Origin of the sequence: Chryseobacterium fluminis, from assembly GCF_026314945.1 — a bacterium.
In the GTDB taxonomy this organism is placed as follows: Bacteria; Bacteroidota; Bacteroidia; order Flavobacteriales; family Weeksellaceae; genus Chryseobacterium; species Chryseobacterium fluminis.
Map to the genome: position 1 here is coordinate 4,205,337 of NZ_CP111121.1, position 15,979 is coordinate 4,221,315.

General features: G+C 37.9%; 17 protein-coding genes. 7 read left to right on the top strand and 10 right to left on the bottom strand.

Annotated features, from left to right (window positions below):
* Nucleotides 1-1,009 precede the first annotated feature (1,009 nt).
* On the bottom strand, nucleotides 1,010-1,780 hold the full coding sequence (locus tag ODZ84_RS19255) for a DUF3108 domain-containing protein (RefSeq protein WP_266174010.1): 771 nt from the start codon (nucleotides 1,778-1,780) through the stop codon (nucleotides 1,010-1,012).
* A 147-nt stretch (nucleotides 1,781-1,927) separates the two neighbouring features.
* On the opposite strand from ODZ84_RS19255, the gene ODZ84_RS19260 reads away from it, so the two are divergent.
* Both ODZ84_RS19260 and ODZ84_RS19265 read left to right on the top strand, forming a co-directional pair.
* Nucleotides 1,928-2,983: an NAD(P)/FAD-dependent oxidoreductase gene (locus ODZ84_RS19260; protein WP_266174011.1), complete on the top strand. Its 1,056-nt coding sequence runs from the start codon at nucleotides 1,928-1,930 to the stop codon at nucleotides 2,981-2,983.
* A gap of 71 nt (nucleotides 2,984-3,054) precedes the next feature.
* Nucleotides 3,055-3,384, top strand: coding sequence for a 2Fe-2S iron-sulfur cluster-binding family protein (locus ODZ84_RS19265; RefSeq protein ID WP_266174012.1), 330 nt, complete (start codon nucleotides 3,055-3,057; stop codon nucleotides 3,382-3,384).
* A gap of 59 nt (nucleotides 3,385-3,443) precedes the next feature.
* Here ODZ84_RS19265 and ODZ84_RS19270 read toward each other — a convergent pair whose 3' ends face one another.
* The 5 genes from ODZ84_RS19270 to ODZ84_RS19290 form a co-directional block, all read right to left on the bottom strand.
* Nucleotides 3,444-3,983 carry a hypothetical protein gene (locus ODZ84_RS19270; protein ID WP_266174013.1) on the bottom strand — a complete coding sequence of 180 codons (540 nt, stop codon included), beginning with the start codon at nucleotides 3,981-3,983 and terminating at the stop codon, nucleotides 3,444-3,446.
* A 9-nt stretch (nucleotides 3,984-3,992) separates the two neighbouring features.
* On the bottom strand, nucleotides 3,993-4,574 hold the full coding sequence (locus tag ODZ84_RS19275) for an LOG family protein (RefSeq protein ID WP_266174014.1): 582 nt from the start codon (nucleotides 4,572-4,574) through the stop codon (nucleotides 3,993-3,995).
* A gap of 206 nt (nucleotides 4,575-4,780) precedes the next feature.
* The gene (locus tag ODZ84_RS19280) at nucleotides 4,781-6,226 is read right to left on the bottom strand and encodes an aminoacyl-histidine dipeptidase (RefSeq protein ID WP_266174016.1); all 1,446 of its coding nucleotides are present in this window, start codon (nucleotides 6,224-6,226) and stop codon (nucleotides 4,781-4,783) included.
* Nucleotides 6,227-6,303: 77 nt separating this feature from the next.
* The gene (locus tag ODZ84_RS19285; protein WP_266174017.1) at nucleotides 6,304-6,795 is read right to left on the bottom strand and encodes a hypothetical protein; all 492 of its coding nucleotides are present in this window, start codon (nucleotides 6,793-6,795) and stop codon (nucleotides 6,304-6,306) included.
* Between the two features lie 21 nt (nucleotides 6,796-6,816).
* Entirely contained in the window at nucleotides 6,817-7,422 is a 606-nt protein-coding gene (locus ODZ84_RS19290) for an LURP-one-related/scramblase family protein (protein WP_266174018.1), read from the bottom strand.
* A gap of 210 nt (nucleotides 7,423-7,632) precedes the next feature.
* Between ODZ84_RS19290 and recR the strand changes: the two genes are divergently transcribed.
* Genes recR through ODZ84_RS19315 form a run of 5 tightly spaced genes read left to right on the top strand, consistent with a single transcriptional unit; the run spans nucleotide 7,633 to nucleotide 11,790 of the window.
* Nucleotides 7,633-8,247: a recombination mediator RecR gene (gene recR / locus ODZ84_RS19295; RefSeq protein WP_266174019.1), complete on the top strand. Its 615-nt coding sequence runs from the start codon at nucleotides 7,633-7,635 to the stop codon at nucleotides 8,245-8,247.
* A gap of 28 nt (nucleotides 8,248-8,275) precedes the next feature.
* Nucleotides 8,276-9,067, top strand: coding sequence for a glycosyltransferase family 2 protein (locus ODZ84_RS19300; protein ID WP_266174020.1), 792 nt, complete (start codon nucleotides 8,276-8,278; stop codon nucleotides 9,065-9,067).
* On the top strand, nucleotides 9,064-9,618 hold the full coding sequence (locus ODZ84_RS19305; RefSeq protein WP_266174021.1) for an acyltransferase: 555 nt from the start codon (nucleotides 9,064-9,066) through the stop codon (nucleotides 9,616-9,618). Before ODZ84_RS19300 ends, ODZ84_RS19305 begins: the two co-directional genes overlap by 4 nt.
* Before the next feature lies 1 nt (nucleotide 9,619).
* Nucleotides 9,620-10,753 (top strand): NAD-dependent epimerase/dehydratase family protein, encoded by a 1,134-nt coding sequence (locus ODZ84_RS19310; protein WP_266174022.1) that lies wholly within the window; start codon nucleotides 9,620-9,622, stop codon nucleotides 10,751-10,753.
* Nucleotides 10,753-11,790: a CgeB family protein gene (locus tag ODZ84_RS19315; RefSeq protein ID WP_266174023.1), complete on the top strand. Its 1,038-nt coding sequence runs from the start codon at nucleotides 10,753-10,755 to the stop codon at nucleotides 11,788-11,790. The genes ODZ84_RS19310 and ODZ84_RS19315 overlap by 1 nt, the downstream gene beginning before the upstream one ends.
* 48 nt (nucleotides 11,791-11,838) lie before the next feature.
* Here the strand turns inward: ODZ84_RS19315 and secG are convergent, their stop codons facing one another.
* The 4 genes from secG to ODZ84_RS19335 form a co-directional block, all read right to left on the bottom strand.
* On the bottom strand, nucleotides 11,839-12,186 hold the full coding sequence (gene secG, locus ODZ84_RS19320) for a preprotein translocase subunit SecG (RefSeq protein ID WP_266174024.1): 348 nt from the start codon (nucleotides 12,184-12,186) through the stop codon (nucleotides 11,839-11,841).
* A gap of 132 nt (nucleotides 12,187-12,318) precedes the next feature.
* Nucleotides 12,319-14,352, bottom strand: a complete 2,034-nt coding sequence (locus tag ODZ84_RS19325) for a M16 family metallopeptidase (RefSeq protein ID WP_266174026.1) — start codon at nucleotides 14,350-14,352, stop codon at nucleotides 12,319-12,321.
* Nucleotides 14,353-14,425: 73 nt separating this feature from the next.
* The gene (locus ODZ84_RS19330; RefSeq protein ID WP_266174027.1) at nucleotides 14,426-15,739 is read right to left on the bottom strand and encodes a M16 family metallopeptidase; all 1,314 of its coding nucleotides are present in this window, start codon (nucleotides 15,737-15,739) and stop codon (nucleotides 14,426-14,428) included.
* On the bottom strand, nucleotides 15,736-15,945 hold the full coding sequence (locus tag ODZ84_RS19335) for a hypothetical protein (protein WP_266174028.1): 210 nt from the start codon (nucleotides 15,943-15,945) through the stop codon (nucleotides 15,736-15,738). The genes ODZ84_RS19330 and ODZ84_RS19335 overlap by 4 nt, the downstream gene beginning before the upstream one ends.
* Nucleotides 15,946-15,979 lie beyond the last annotated feature (34 nt).

Below are 15,979 nucleotides of genomic sequence, written 5' to 3' on the forward strand. Positions count from 1 at the left end.
GATATATATCTACAGGGTTTGTCATAATGCTTCATCTATATCTTAGTACCTTTGTGAAGCAAATAAGAAAATTATTAAAAAAAATTTGGTTCTGCTTACAACACAAATGATGAGAAAGAATCAAAGCTGACACAACACAAATGATCGAAAAATCCAAAACCTCCGAATTATCGGAGATTTTGGATTTTACCTTCAGAAATGATATTGAATTTTTGTGTGCAATTATGGCTCATCGCTTTTTGTAGAAAAATATCTATAATGCCGACGATATATATCTACACTTATTAAGAGGATTGATTGATGAGATGTTGGTAAATTTGTAATCGAAAAAAGAACGAGATATTTTTAATTAACCTTTTGATTTCTATAAAACACAAATGATGAAAAAGAATTGAAATTTCTCACAAACACAAACACAAATGGTTAATGAACCTCCGAGGCTACTTGGAGGTTTTTTGGTTAATATTTTTAAATGCAGGAATTGAATAGAGATGCTTCGTGTAATAATAAACCGCAGAGCATGAAAAGTAACTAATTGATATTTAGTTATAAAATAAGATAATTATAGAAAACATCGATCGTTTGAAAGATATATATCTATAGAATTAATGATGTATAATTATTTCTATATTGATATTTTTGTACCACAAAGCAACAAATGAAACTGATCTTGGTTTTGACAGACATTAAGATGAGTAGAAGTAATGATCAAAGCACAAATGATGGAAAAATCGAAGCTCCGAAATTTTTCGGAGCTTTTGGTTTAATTAGTGACCTTAGAAACAAAACGTAATTAAACCTCTGTATCATTATAAAAATATAGCACCGTATCCATAAAAAGATGCCGGCTTCTTTTTTTTAAATCTGCTTTAAAAGATAAAATAGCGTAGTATGTTTATATGACTGTATCTGATGATTGTTACTATATATAATCGTGATATGAAAAATATTACATCACATAAAAAATGCCCGCAAAATACTGCAGACATCTTTTCCTTAACTAAGTTATTTATTTTGTGAATTTTAGTGGATATTTCACATTTTTATAATCATCAATACTGGCTTTCAGGGATCCGACAGCCAGTTCGGCTTTCAGCAGCATCGGAACATGATTGGCGTCATTAGAGACCCACATGGTCACGCCTTCTTTTTCCTTGAAAACCCTTCCGCTTTTTACAGACGGAATAATCTTTAAACAATTAATCGTTCCGAATTTGGTTTTTAAATTTTCTGTGCCTACTACTTTCAGCTGAAAAGGAAACATTTCATCATCAATCCATATATTCATATTGATGACAGTTCCTACTTTCAATTCAGCAGGGCTTTTGCTTCTCAGATAATAAAAGCACGAAAGCATATCCTGAACACCTTTGACAGATTTGATCACCTTAGAACCGTTGGCAGGAGTTTTTTTATCTGTTAAAATCAAAGTATTGTTATTATGATTGAAAACCGTTTCAAAATGCTGACGGTAGCTGCCTTCTTTGACATTTCTCACATAAAAGCTGGGAAGTTCCGTCTGGATATTGATAAAACTTTCATATAAGTCCTCTACTTTAAAGAAAGCTTTAACAGCGCCTGTCGTAGATCCGGTACCTTTTACATAGAGGTGTGGAGCGCCGAGATAGGTTGTTGTTTTTGTGGTTAAATTAGCAGTACCGGCATTTAGAAATCCATAATGAATCCGGAGGGTTATCGATTCGCCGTTGGCTATATTATCAATCTGAGCTGTTCCCAGACCAAACATCAGTAAAGTTAAAAAAATGAATACTTTCTTCATATCAAGTGGTTTACAAAAAGGTTGCCAATAATAAGCGTTCATGGTATTTGATAAATCTCAGTTTTTTATTTAGACTGAATTAAATAGGCTTCGCATTAAAATTAGTAAATTTGCGGCTATATATATAATTAAATTATCTTTAAAATTATGATAACGACAGACATATTGATTATAGGAGCAGGACCAACGGGGCTTTTTGCTGTATTTGAAGCGGGTTTGCTTAAGATGAAATGCCATATCATTGATGCACTTCCTCAGCCTGGGGGGCAGCTGGCAGAATTATATCCTAAAAAGCCTATTTTCGATATTCCGGGTTATCCTTCTGTAAATGCAGGAGAATTGGTAGATAACTTAATGGAGCAGATCAAGCAGTTTCAGCCTGGGTTTACCTTAGGAGAAACAGCTGTTTCTTATACAAAAGTAGATGATGAATGGTTCGAAGTGGTTACCAATAAAGGAACTGTTCACAGAGCTAAAGCTATCGCTATTGCAGGTGGGTTGGGAACTTTTGAGCCCCGGAAACCTGCCATGGATAATATTGCCGATTATGAGGAAAAAGGTCTGGAATATTTCGTAAAAGAGCCTGAACATTTCAGAAATAAAAAAGTGGTTATCGCAGGAGGAGGCGACTCTGCGCTTGACTGGAGTGTATTTTTATCCAATGTGGCCAGTGAAGTCACGCTGATTCACAGAAGAAATGAGTTCAGAGGAGCGCTGGATTCTGTAGAAAAAGTTCAGGATCTGAAAAACCAGGGTAAGATCAAGCTGATTACCCCTGCTGAAGTTACGGCTATTAAAGGGGAGGGAAAAGTAGAAGCGATTACCGTACAGGTAGATGGCCAGGAAGCTTATGATATCGAAACGGATTATTTTATCCCGTTATTCGGTCTGACACCAAAATTAGGTGAAATCGGGAATTGGGGATTAAATATCGAAAAAAATGCGATCGTAGTAAATAATGCTTTAGATTATCAGACGAATATCGACGGAATTTATGCCATCGGAGATATCAATACTTATCCGGGAAAACTGAAACTGATTCTTTGTGGTTTCCACGAGGCTACGTTGATGTGCCAGAGTGTCTATAACCGATTAAATCCGGGTAAAAAATTCGTATTGAAATATACTACCGTTAGTGGGGTAGATGGTTTTGACGGAAGCAGAAAAGAAGCGGAGAAAGCAGTTGTGAAAAAAATTGACTAAATTTGTAGTCAGTAACGGTTATCAGTTGAACGTAAAACCATCAGCTGTAAACGATCAGCGATTCAATTAAAATGAGCGATATAAATATAAAAATCACCGATAGAGAAGGTATAACTCACGATGTTGTTGCCCCAACAGATATGTCCATGAATTTAATGGAAATTATCCGTTCGTACGAATTGGCAGAGGAAGGAACAATCGGAGTTTGTGGAGGAATGGCGATGTGCGCTTCATGCCAGGTATATGTAACCCATGATCCCGGACTTGAGCCGATGGGAGATGAGGAAGATGCTATGCTTGCTGAAGCATTCCATGTAAAAGATAACAGCAGACTGGGCTGCCAGCTGCATATGGCCTTGGAAATGGAAGGGCTTGAAGTGGAAATTGCTCCTTATCCTTAGAAAATCCTATTTTAAAAATACAGAGCTCCCGAAGATTTTTCTTTGGGAGCTCTGGTGTATTATAATCCGAATATTTCAGAGATCTGCTCGTATAGATAGTATAAATATTCATTTCCGGGTGAGCAGTTTCCGTTGCTCATGGTTATTAAATAATCTTTTTTAAGAGCGTAAACCAGAATACCACTCCCATCATTGCAAAGAGACTTTACATGATAATCGTTTTTTTCCCAAAAGCCATGCTTATATAACAAGTGTTTAAATTCACCAAATTCAGAATTAGTAAGTCTTCTTTGCTTTAGAATTTCAAATCTTTGGGGTTGGTAATTACCCGTCTCCTGATCATATGAGCTTTTGAAAATTTTTTTTACTACTAGAGTTTTCAGATCTCTTTTTCTTTCAACGCGGATAAAATAGTCCTGTCTGAATGATGACCATTTGAAAAACTGATAAATCTCTTCATTATTTTGAAGCTTTGATTTGTCTATACATTCCAAAGGTTTTTCTTTTAAATACTGAGAAATATAATCACAGGCATTGTCTTTATTTTGAGAAAATGAGACACAGGGAATTAATAATAAAAAAATAATTAAATTTTTCATACTTTTATTCTAAACTTCCTCCTTTGAAATCCATTTTCCAACCGTTGGAGCCTCATAATTTTTCATCATATTCAGCAGTTCGTCAATGTTGTCACTTATCAACAGCATATCACGGTTAACCTGCTTTAAAAATCCTTTATCGGCCATCGTTTGAACAAGCTTGATCAGGTCATTATAAAATCCGTCAATATTTAAGACCGCAATCGGTTTTTGGTGAAGTCCGAGCTGTGCCCAGGTGATCATCTCGAAAAACTCCTCCAGCGTACCATAGCCTCCTGGGAGAACGATTACACCATCGCAGAGATCATTCATCCTGGTTTTTCTTTCGTGCATGGTTTCAACCAAAATCAATTCGGTTAATTGTTTATGGGCAATTTCTTTAGATTGTAAGAAATGGGGAAGTACCCCTATTACTTTTCCTCCTGAATTTAATGCTCCATCAGCAACAGCGCCCATTAAGCCAACGTTTGCGCCGCCATAAATCAATTGGATATTATGCTTTGCCAGGGTTTGTCCAAGCAAAGTTGCCTGTCTTTTATATTTTTCATCCGAACCGAAACTTGATCCGCAGAATACGGTGATGCTTTTCATTATTTAATTATAAAATGTTTTAAATCTTTCTCTTATCCGGAAAATATCTGTTAGAGAAAAACGATAAAATTTCTACATTCCCGATTCGTATACGGTAATACATCGTATTGAATTTAAGAATGACTGCTTTGTGAATATGGTAAAGATTAATAATAAAAAATATCCAAAATCAAGTGACTCTGGATATTCAAATATAAATTTTACTGTTATTTGTGAGGGATATTCGCCAGAATATCCTTAGTGAAGTTCCAGAATTTCTGTGTTGAAGTAATATTTGCCTTTTCATCCGGTGAATGCGCTCCTCTGATGGTAGGCCCGAAACTTACCATTTCCATTTCAGGATAATTGGCGCCGATAATTCCGCATTCTAATCCTGCATGACAAGCGACAACATGAGGCTTATCTGTGAATTTTTCAATATAGATTTTCTCCATCAGCTGAACAATTTCAGACCCCGGTTTCGGTTTCCAGCCAGGGTAAGAACCGCTGAATTCCACATTCATTCCCGCTAATTCGGCTACAGATTTTAACTGCTCTGCTACAGAATCTTTTGATGATTCTACAGATGATCTTGAAAGGTTTAAGATCTTAAGCGCTCCTTCTTTTAATTCAACTCTTGCCACGTTATTGGAAGATTCCACAAGATCTTTTACATCCGGGCTCATTCTGTAAACGCCATTGTGAAGAGATTTTAACACTAAAATAATTTTCTTTGAGTCTGCTTCTGAAATGGCTTGTTCGGATGAAGTTGCATTCTCAATATTGATTTGAAGATTAGGCTCAACAGTTGCAAATTCTTCAAGAATTTCTTTTTTAAGTCCGTTGGATAATTCTTCAATAAATTCCTGAACATTTCTCACGGAAGCAATAGCAACACCTTCTCTCGGAATCGCATTTCTCAATCCGCCGCCGTCAATGGAAATCAGCTGAATATTTTCTTTTTCAAGACCTTTGTATAGCAATCTTCCCAAAATAACATTGGCGTTTCCGAAACCTTTGTGGATATCCATCCCGGAGTGGCCCCCTTGTAATCCTTTTACTTCAAATCTTACAATTTGTCCCTGAACCTCAGCTTTTTCATACGTTTGAGCAATCGTTACATCAATTCCGCCTGCACATCCGATATCGATTTCATCGTCTTCTTCCGTATCAAGGTTTAGTAAAATCTGCCCGGTTAACTGTCCGGGTTTTAATCCTAAAGCGCCTGTCATCCCTGTTTCTTCATCAATCGTAAAAAGTGCTTCCAAAGCTGGGTGCGGAATATCTGAGCTTTCAAGAATAGACATTATCGTAGCTACACCCAGGCCGTTGTCGGCTCCCAGCGTAGTTCCTTTAGCTTTTACCCAGTCGCCGTCCACTTCCATCTTGATTCCTTCAGTCTCAAAATCAAAAGTAACATCATTGTTTTTTTGGCAAACCATGTCTAAATGAGACTGCAGAACAACGGATTTTCGGTTTTCCATACCTGCCGTGGCGGGCTTTCTGATGATCACGTTTCCTACTTCATCCACTGTGGTTTCCAATCCTAAATTTTCACCAAATTCTTTGATGAAAGCAATTACTTTTTCCTCTTTTTTTGATGGTCTCGGAACAGCATTCAATCTGGAGAAATTTTTCCATATGATCTGCGGTTCTATATTAGATAATTCCATGAAATTTATTTTTCTCAAAATTACGAAATAAAAAATGCTCCTGTAAATTCAGGAGCATTATTTTTACTGGAAGGAGATTAACATCCGCACTCTCCGTAGATAGGCATTGTTTCTACAGTTCCGTCAGGTTTTTCAACCGTTAAGGTTCCCTCGAACAACAACGCCTCTTCATGCTTTATTTTCTTACCCTTCACCGAAATTTTATAGTGATCACTTTCAATCTCTTTGGTTAATTCTTCATCCACTTCCATATCGCTGGATGAGATCAGCTTCATGGCCAGTCTTTTACCGTCCAGTTTCATATACGCTGTTTTCCCGGCATCATCGGCATAAATATATTTTTCAGCTTCAAAATCAGCCTTGCTTTTAGCAAAATAGCATGAGCATTCTTTAATTTCAGCAGGAAACGGAAAAGTTTCCACTAAGATTTTTCCTGAAGTAGGCTCTGTTTTTGCAGAGTCCTGAACAACGGTAAGAGAATCTGCTGCTGCTTTATCAGAAACGGTTGGCTTATCTTTTTTACAGGCGACCAGGGCAAAGGCCGAAAACAGAATAATCAGATATTTCATTGTTTGTGGTTTTGTATTGTTTTATCCTCTTGATCTTTCGAGAAGGGTCATCATTAACAATGAAAGGATTACCAGGCTTTCTTCCTCATCATCAATATCGATCAGTCTGTCCAGCTGGAATCTTCTTCCGAAGAAAGACGGCATTTTTTTAAGTTTGAAATAAACTTTTCCGTCAATTCCTGTTACCGTGTAAGTAGGATTAAGGAAGTAACCTGTAAACATTCCGATAATAGGAATTTCACCTACAAAATTATCCCAGAATCTTACCCAGGCACTGTTTTCCTGAACTTTGAATTTCGGCTGATCCTGAGCATCCAGAATATCATAGCTGGCCTTCCACAGCGAGCGCATGCCTTTTCTGGCCAGTCGTCCGAAGTTTTTTCCGGTATTTACCTCCGTGAGTGCATATGAAGCATTAAAATCAATCCATTTGTTCGCACGGATTCTGAAAAGCTCTTTTGATTTGCTTTCATCATTGAAAACGATAACATCTTCTTTGAGTTTAAACATTTTCTGACGTACATAAGCCACATAATTCCCGTTTTTGTCCGTAATGTTGAAATCACTGGCAAGCGTCGTGATTTTGAATTTAAAATCCAGCGGATAATTTAAATTGTTAAGTACCATTCTAGTTAAATTTTCAATTAATATTAAGGATGTGCAAAGATAGAAGTTTTTTTAAAGATACCACAATAAGTTATGCTGATGAATACTTATATTACGGGTAATAGTAAGAGAATTTCAACAGCACATGTATTGATAAATCAATAAGGAATTGTCGCATAATTGTATAGTGACAATTCATACTTTACAACTATTATCACTATTTTTGCAGCTATGGACTATCCTAGTAAAGTTTTAGCAAAAGCAGTAGATGAAATATCGGGACTTCCCGGAATTGGCAGGAAAACAGCTTTGCGTCTGGCATTACATTTATTAAAACAACCTAACACCAGAGCGGTCACTTTGGGAAATTCCCTTATTAATCTTGTTAATGAGATAAAATACTGTAAGGAATGTCATAATTTTTCGGATTTTGAGATTTGCGAAATCTGCAGTAATGAAAAAAGAAACGACCAGGTAATCTGTATTGTTGAAGATGTTAGGGATGTCATTGCCATAGAAAACACAGGGAAATATACAGGAAAATACCTGATTCTCGGAGGCAAAATTTCTCCAATGGAAGGAATGGGGCCAAATCAATTGAATATCTCAAGTATTGAAAAGAAGCTTAATGAAGGTAATGTAAAAGAATTTATCTTTGCCTTAAGTGCTACAATGGAAGGGGATACGACAGCGTATTATATCTATAAGAAATTTAAAGGTTTTCAGGTGAATTTTTCCAGTATTGCCAGAGGAATTTCTGTGGGTGATGAACTGGAATATGCTGATGAAATCTCGCTCGGAAGATCCATTTTGAACAGGTTGCCCTATAACGAAAGCAATTCCTAATTCTTTTTAACTCTTTTAAAACTAAATCATGATCTCCGTAATAATTCCGATGTATAATGCTGAAAAGACAATTGTCAAAGCTTTAGATTCTGTTTTTCAACAGAATTATAATCGGGAGGAATTCGAAGTTATTGTGATCAACGATGGCTCTGAAGATCAAAGCAAAAAGGTTGCTGAACAATATAAAGCCGCTCACCCTGAGATCCATATCATCATAATTGATCAGCCAAACGGTGGTGTTTCAAAAGCCAGAAATAAAGGATTACATACTGCAAAAGGAGACTATATTGCTTTCCTGGATGCTGATGATGAATGGCTACCCGATAAAACAGAAAAGCAGATGAAGTTTCTGACTGATAAAAACCGTTCCGTAGATTTTATTACAAGCCTTCGGAATGGAGAAAAAATCTGGGTTCCCTATGCCGCAGATAAGAATAATCTGGCGCGTATTACCCTGAAGAAATTGCTGATAAGAGTGGACGGACAAACATCAACGGCTCTTTTTAAAAGAAAGATCATTGATAATACAGGCTTGTTTGATGAAAATCAAAGGTACTCCGAAGATGCCAATTACTGGATGAAGATTTCTGCGAACAATGCTATGTATATTTTAGGGGAAGAACTGGTGCGCACGGGCGGAGGGAAGAGATCCTTCGGCGTTTCCGGACTTTCTGCCAATATTCCGGAAATGGAAAAAGGAATTCAGAAAAATATATTGGAAATGTATACCATGAACAGAATTAATTATTTTGAGTATATTCTGTTTTTTTTGTTTTCGAAAGTAAAATATTATGTTCGCATTTTAAAAATGAAACGATGATCTATAAAATATTTTGGGCATTGAGAGCAGTTTTGTATGCACCTTTTTTCGGGAAATTCGGTTTTCCCTCGTATTTGGGCAGGCCATTGTTTTTAATGGGGACCCGGAAAGTTTTTATAGGAAAAAAAGTAAGGATTTTTCCTCATCTGAGGATGGAAGTCCATCGCTCGGGCAGTATTCATATTCATGATGACGTGGTGATTTCACAGAATGTGCACATCACATCGGCCGGAAATCTGGTCATCGGTAAAAGTTCCCTGATACTGGCAAATGTCTTTATTACCAATATTGATCATGATTATGAAGAAATTAATAAACATGTGGTGAAACAGGAGTACCTGATCAGAGATACGGTCATCGGAGAAAACTGCTACATAGGCATGGGATCGGCGATCATGGCCGGAACCCGACTTGGTAAGCAATGTGTGGTAGGAGCCAACTCCGTAGTACGGGGTGAGTTTCCGGACTATTGTGTCATCGTGGGGGCACCTGCAAAAATTGTAAAAACATATAATTTTGAGACTCAGAAATGGGAAAAAATACACGAATGATATGAAGAAGATTCTGATAACCGGAGGAGCCGGATTTATAGGCAGCAAACTTTCTCTGGAATTGCAACAGAAAGGGTACGAAGTAACGATATTAGACAATCTCTCTTCACAGATTCACGGGGAAAATCCTGAGTCGGATTCGCCCCTATACAGAAGTATTCTCGGGAAAGTAAACTTTATCAAAGGGGATGTTGCTAATTTTGAAGATTGGGAACGCGCACTTGAGAATCAGAATGTCGTTGTGCATTTTGCTGCAGAAACCGGAACCGGCCAATCGATGTACCAGATTGAAAAATATACGGAAGTAAATGTTTCCGGAACCGCCATCATGCTGGATATCCTGGTCAATCAGCCGCATAAAGTCACAAAAGTTATTATCGCTTCTTCCAGAGCAGTCTATGGAGAAGGCAAATATCTGCATCCGGAATTGGGATTAATCTATCCCAAACCCCGAAATGTAGAAACCATGCGGAACGGGAAATTTGAGATTATTTATCCCGACGGGCAGATGCTGACGGCACTTCCGACAGACGAAGAATCGAAAATTCATCCCACTTCCATCTACGGAATTACCAAATATACCCAGGAACAGATGGTCATGACGGCCTGTTCATCAATGGGGGTGGCCCCGGTAGCCCTTCGCTTTCAGAATGTCTACGGAGAAGGGCAGTCGCTGCTTAATCCATATACCGGAATTTTATCTATTTTTTCATCACAGATCCTTAACGGAAACAATATCAATGTTTTTGAAGACGGTAAAGAATCAAGGGATTTTATTCACGTGGATGACGCCGTTGAAGCCACAATAAAATGTATCGAAAATGACGCTGCAAACGGCGAAGTATTCAATGTCGGAACCGGTGTTTCAACCTCGGTAACCACCGTTGCGGAAAGTCTCAGGAAGTTTTATAACATCGATTTTAAAATCCATGTTTCAGGACAGTTCCGTTTAGGAGATATCAGGCATAATTTTGCGGATATCAGCAAGATCAGGACAAAGCTGAATTTTCAGCCACGGATATCTTTTGAAGAAGGCATGTGTAAATTCACCAGTTGGGTATTACAGCAGAATATTCAGGATGTGAAGTTTAAAGAATCACTGGAAGAAATGAAAATTAAAGGTCTTTTAAAATAATGGGTCTGAAAGGTAAGAAAATACTTTTTCTGTCAGTAAGCTTTTTTAAATATGAAAGAGCGATCGCCAACAGGCTTTGTGAAATGGGGGCTGAGGTTGATTTTTATGATGAAAGACCGTCTAATTCCAATTTTTCGAAAGGAATCATCCGTTTTAATAAAAAGCTGTACCATGCGAAGATCAGTTCATATTATAGAACAATTTTAAAAGAAATAGAGAATAAGGAATATGATTATTTTCTGCTTATTAAAGGAGAAGCTACACCTTCTTTCTTTCTTGAAAAGATAAAACACGATCGTCCGGGAATGGAGATGATCTATTATAACTTCGATCCTCTGGGAGAATATCCTACACTGATTTCCCATTTGGAGTATTTTGATAAGAAATTTACCTTTGAGTACCACGATTCCGTTGCGTATAACCTCAGCTTCCGGCCTTTGTTTTACGTTGATGAATATAAAAATCTGAATAATCATATTGATTCATTCGATTATGATATCATTTTTATAGGAAGCGCACATACGGATCGGTATATTGTAGGAGAGAAGGTAAAATCTATGGCAGATAAGCTGGGGTTGAAGGCCTTCTTTTACTATTATGCGATGGGAAAAATTGCTTTCAGATTAAAAAAACTGGTAGATAACAGTCTGGAGCAGTTTGACCTTAAAAAATTAAGCTTTGAAAAACTGAACCATCAGCAGATCATTTCATTCTATCAGAAAACAAAAACGGTCCTGGATATTAATAAGCCCTTTCAGAATGGTCTGACGATACGAACCTTTGAAGTTCTGGCCGCTGGCAGAAAACTCATTACCACCAATGCCGATATCAGAAATTATCCTTTTTACAGTCCGGATAATATTTTAATTATAGATCGGGAAGACATAAAGCTGAACTCTGATTTTTTTAAAAGCGATTTTCAGGAACTCGATGATCACGTTCTGCATATGATGTCTTTGGATTCCTTTATCAGTGCTTTGTTTTCTGAGGATCAGCATTCGTACTGGACTTCCTTTAGAAAGAATGAGTTAAAATAAAAAAGCAACCCGGACAGGTTGCTTTTCTTATATATAAATAGTTTATGCTTATTGAGCCGGTGTTACCGGAGCCTGAGCCGGAGTACTTGTAGAAACCGGAGCAGATGACTGTTTTGCCGGAGCTTCCTGCTTCGCCGGAAGTTTCGGGGCCGCCACTGAAGGTTTACCTGTAATAACAACACTTATAAGAATAAGAACAATAATGACTGCACCCAGGCTCCATGTTGCTTTTTCCATAAAGTCATTGGTTCTCTGTACGCCAAACTGTGCAGAAGATGCACCTCCGAATGTACTTGAAAGACCTCCACCTTTAGGGTTTTGAGCCATAACAACGATTACCAGTAAAACGCTAGCAATCATAATAAGAACCATCAATAATATAAATATTGTATCCATTAATTTGATATCTTTTTGAATGGGCAAATTTAATCTTTTTTTACCGAATAGCAAAGAAAGATGTCCGCAAATGTTAATAAAAATAAAAACGGCAACAATGGTTGCCGTTTTTTATATGAAACAGGGCGATTCTTATTTGAAATCTGAATCTTTAGCCTGATTTACCAGATAGGATTTTACAGTCAGGTTGATGTCCATCCCACCCATGTTCTGGATGATCGTGAATGGTAACTTCACTCCTGAAACCTCTTTGTAATCGGCATAGCTTGTTGGGATAGAACCACCTTCCCCGGTTTTTACTTCTCCGGTTTTCAGACCGGTTTTTACACTGTAGTAATACGTTTCTTTTGCCCCTTTTATAACGTAAGAATCTTCATTATTATACTTTTCGATTCCTGCCAGTTTATATTCAGCAGATTTTGCAAACGTTAATTCCGGGAAAAGCTCGGTGTCTTTAGACATTTCTGCTTTCTGCTTGTCACTTAACGGTTTTTTCTGTCCCTGAGCTTCCATATATCCTTCTTTTCCGTCAAAAACGATTTTCTGAACGGTATTTCCCATCATGCTGATATTCATAGACATTTTTCCGCCTTTTGCCTGAACCATCTTCATGCTCATATCCATTCCCTGCACCTTTGTAGTGGCGTCAGTGGCAATAGAAGTAATTTTCTGAACGGCAGCTGCCCCGCCGATGGCATTGATATATTTGTCAGCTACAGATCCGATGGTGACACTGGCGTCAACTTTCTGAGCAGTTGGCTTTGCAACCGGATTCGCGTCTTTATCATAATATTTCACAGGATATCCTAATTTTTCCAGGCCTTCAGAAATATCCGAAGCTTTACCTGCAATGAAGATTCTGCTTTGAGTAGGTAAAATAGTCGATTTTACAGCGTTTGAAACATCTGCAGCTGTAACCTTGTCGATGGATTTTAAATAATTGGTGTAGAAATCATCCGGCAGATCCTGAACCTTCTGGTTTAATGCAAATCTGGCGATGGTTTCAGGCTTCTCCAGAGACATGATGAAAGAACCTTTTAACTTCGCTTTAGCATTGGCCAGTTCTTCAGGTTTTACCGTAGAAATAGCGTTCAGTTCATTCATGAATTCCTTAACAGCCTTGTCAGTTACTTCGTTTCTTACACTTGCTTCAGCAGAGAATGCCGGAGAATATTTACTTGCGCTCAAGCTTGAATAGGCACCATAGGTGAAACCGTTTTTTTCACGAAGATTCATGAAAAGTCTTGCTTCACCTCCACCTCCGAGGATATAGTTCGCGATCGTGGCCGGAAAATAGTTAGGATCCTTCATCTTCAGCGTATTCAGGTTATTTAAAGAAACAACCGACTGTACTGCAGAAGGAACATCCACAACATTAATTTCCGTTTTGGCAACATTGGAAGCCGGCTCGAGTTGAGAAGCCGGCGTATTGGCTTTCTTCCATCCGCTAAACGATTTTTCAACTAATGATTTTACTTGGTCAAATTTTACATCTCCTACGATGACCAAATAAGCATTGTCGGGAGCGTAATATTTCTTGTAAACATTCTGCACATCCGATAACTGGATTTTGCTTACGGATTCTACGGTTTCAAATTCTCCCCTTGACGTGTTTTTTCCGTACATCAGAGCATTGGAAACTCTTGAAGCAATAGAAGAAGCATTTTTCTCATCAGATTTCAGTCCTTCGATTGTTCTCTCCTTTGAATTCTGAATTTCCTCAGCAGAAAACTTTGGATTGATAATAGCGTCAGCCATTAAACCCAATACTTCCGGAAAATATTTTGAAAGAGAATTGGCAAAAGCACCATTAGATGAGAAGCTTAAATTAGCCCCCAGATAATCCACTTTTTTATTGAAATCATCCTTGCTCATGTTCGTTGTTCCGTTTTCGAACTGTTCGGCCATGATAGAGCTTACCCCGGAAACTGCTCCTTCATAGTATGGAGGTCTGTCCATCGAAAGGTTGGCACTTACTCTTGGTAATTTGTTGTTTTCAACCACCATTACCGTAAGCCCGTTGCTCAGCTGGAAAGTTTTTGGCTTGGCAATGTTAATGGCAGGAGTAGGCCCCGGTTTTGGCATTGCATTAAGATCTATTTTTTGGGCTGAAACCGTTCCTGCGAATAAAAACGCTGCAGCTATATATGTTAATTGCTTTTTCATTTGTAAAAATTTAATTTTTAATAATTCCTTTTTTTAACAATGGATCATGTATATATCCTGTTTTGTTTCAGAATTATTTTTTTTCAGGTACGTAATTAATGATTACTCTTTGATTAGAATTCAGGTACTTTTTAGCAGCATTCTGAAGATCCTGTCTCGTAACCGATCTGTAAATATCGATTTCCTTGTTGATAAGATTGGTATCTCCCATCAATACGTGATTTGTCGCCAAAGAAGCCGCAATTCCCTGAATGCTTGAGTTGGCATTCACAAACTGGTTTTCATACTGGTTCTGAAGCTTCTGATAATCTTCTTCAGAAATTAATCCGGTCTGAAGTTTTTTGATCTCCGCATCGATGTCGGCCTGTAACGTTGCTTTCGTCGTCTGTCCCATCGGGATGGCAAAGAATGCGAAAATACCGTAATCCTCAAGTCCCTGATTGAAAGCAGCTACCTGCAGCGCCTTTTTCTCCTGATCAACTAATTTTTTGTATAAAACGGAAGATTTACCATTGCTTAAATAAGAAGAAAGCATATCTAAAATATAGGCGTCCTTTTCTTTATTTCCAGGAGTTCTGTATGCGAAAACATATGCAGGAAGCTGGATGTTCGGGTCCGTAGCGGTTACTTCTTTTTCTTTGGTGATAGGCTCATCTTTCGGGAAATTTTTCGGAGCTACCGTTCCTTTTGGAATCCCTCCGTAGTATTCCTGAATCCATTTTTTGGTCTGCTCGGGTTTGATATCTCCCGCCACTACTAAAGTAGCATTATTCGGAACATAGAATTTTTTATAAAAAGCCTGGAACTCATCCAGTTTTGCTGCATTTAAATCTTCCATAGACCCGATCGTAGGCCAGTTGTATGGGTGATTGGTGAAAAGGTTTTTCTGAATCGTTGTGAAAAGATTCCCGTAAGGCTGGTTATCCATTCTCAGTCTTTTTTCTTCTTTTACAACTTCTCTCTGGGTATCTACACCTACCTGGTTGATCACCGCATGACGTAATCTTTCTGCTTCCATCCAAAGTCCGAGCTGCTCGTTATTGGAAGGGAAAGTTTCATAGTAATACGTTCTGTCGTTGGTCGTGTTGGCATTATTCTGTCCTCCGTTTGATGAAACGATCTTGAACCAGTCGCCTCTTTTGATGTTGGGAGTTCCTTCAAATAAAAGATGCTCAAAGAAGTGAGCGAAACCAGTTCTTCCTTTTACTTCATCTTTGGCACCTACGTGGTACATGACACCTGTAGTGACTACCGGTGCAGAATTATCCTGATGAAGGATTACATGAAGACCGTTTGGTAAGTCATATTCTTCAAATTTAATTTGTTGTGCATTTAAGGCCATTCCGAAAAACGCCGCTGCAACAACAGAAAGAAGTCGCTTTTTCATATAGTAGAAATTGTTTTGTCAATGAGTTCCAAAAATACCTTAATTGTTACAGTTTCCGGAATATTTTTTTCTAACCTTTGTGAGATCAGCTGCAGATGGTGCAAATAGAAATATTCTATCAGTTTCCGTATGGACTGCAGAGCCTGAAAGGGCAGATGCTGTTCTGAAAAAATATTCAGGGTCAATCTAAAATTTGAATTCTCCATATAATACACTAATTTTGTGTTCCCAAAATTTTTT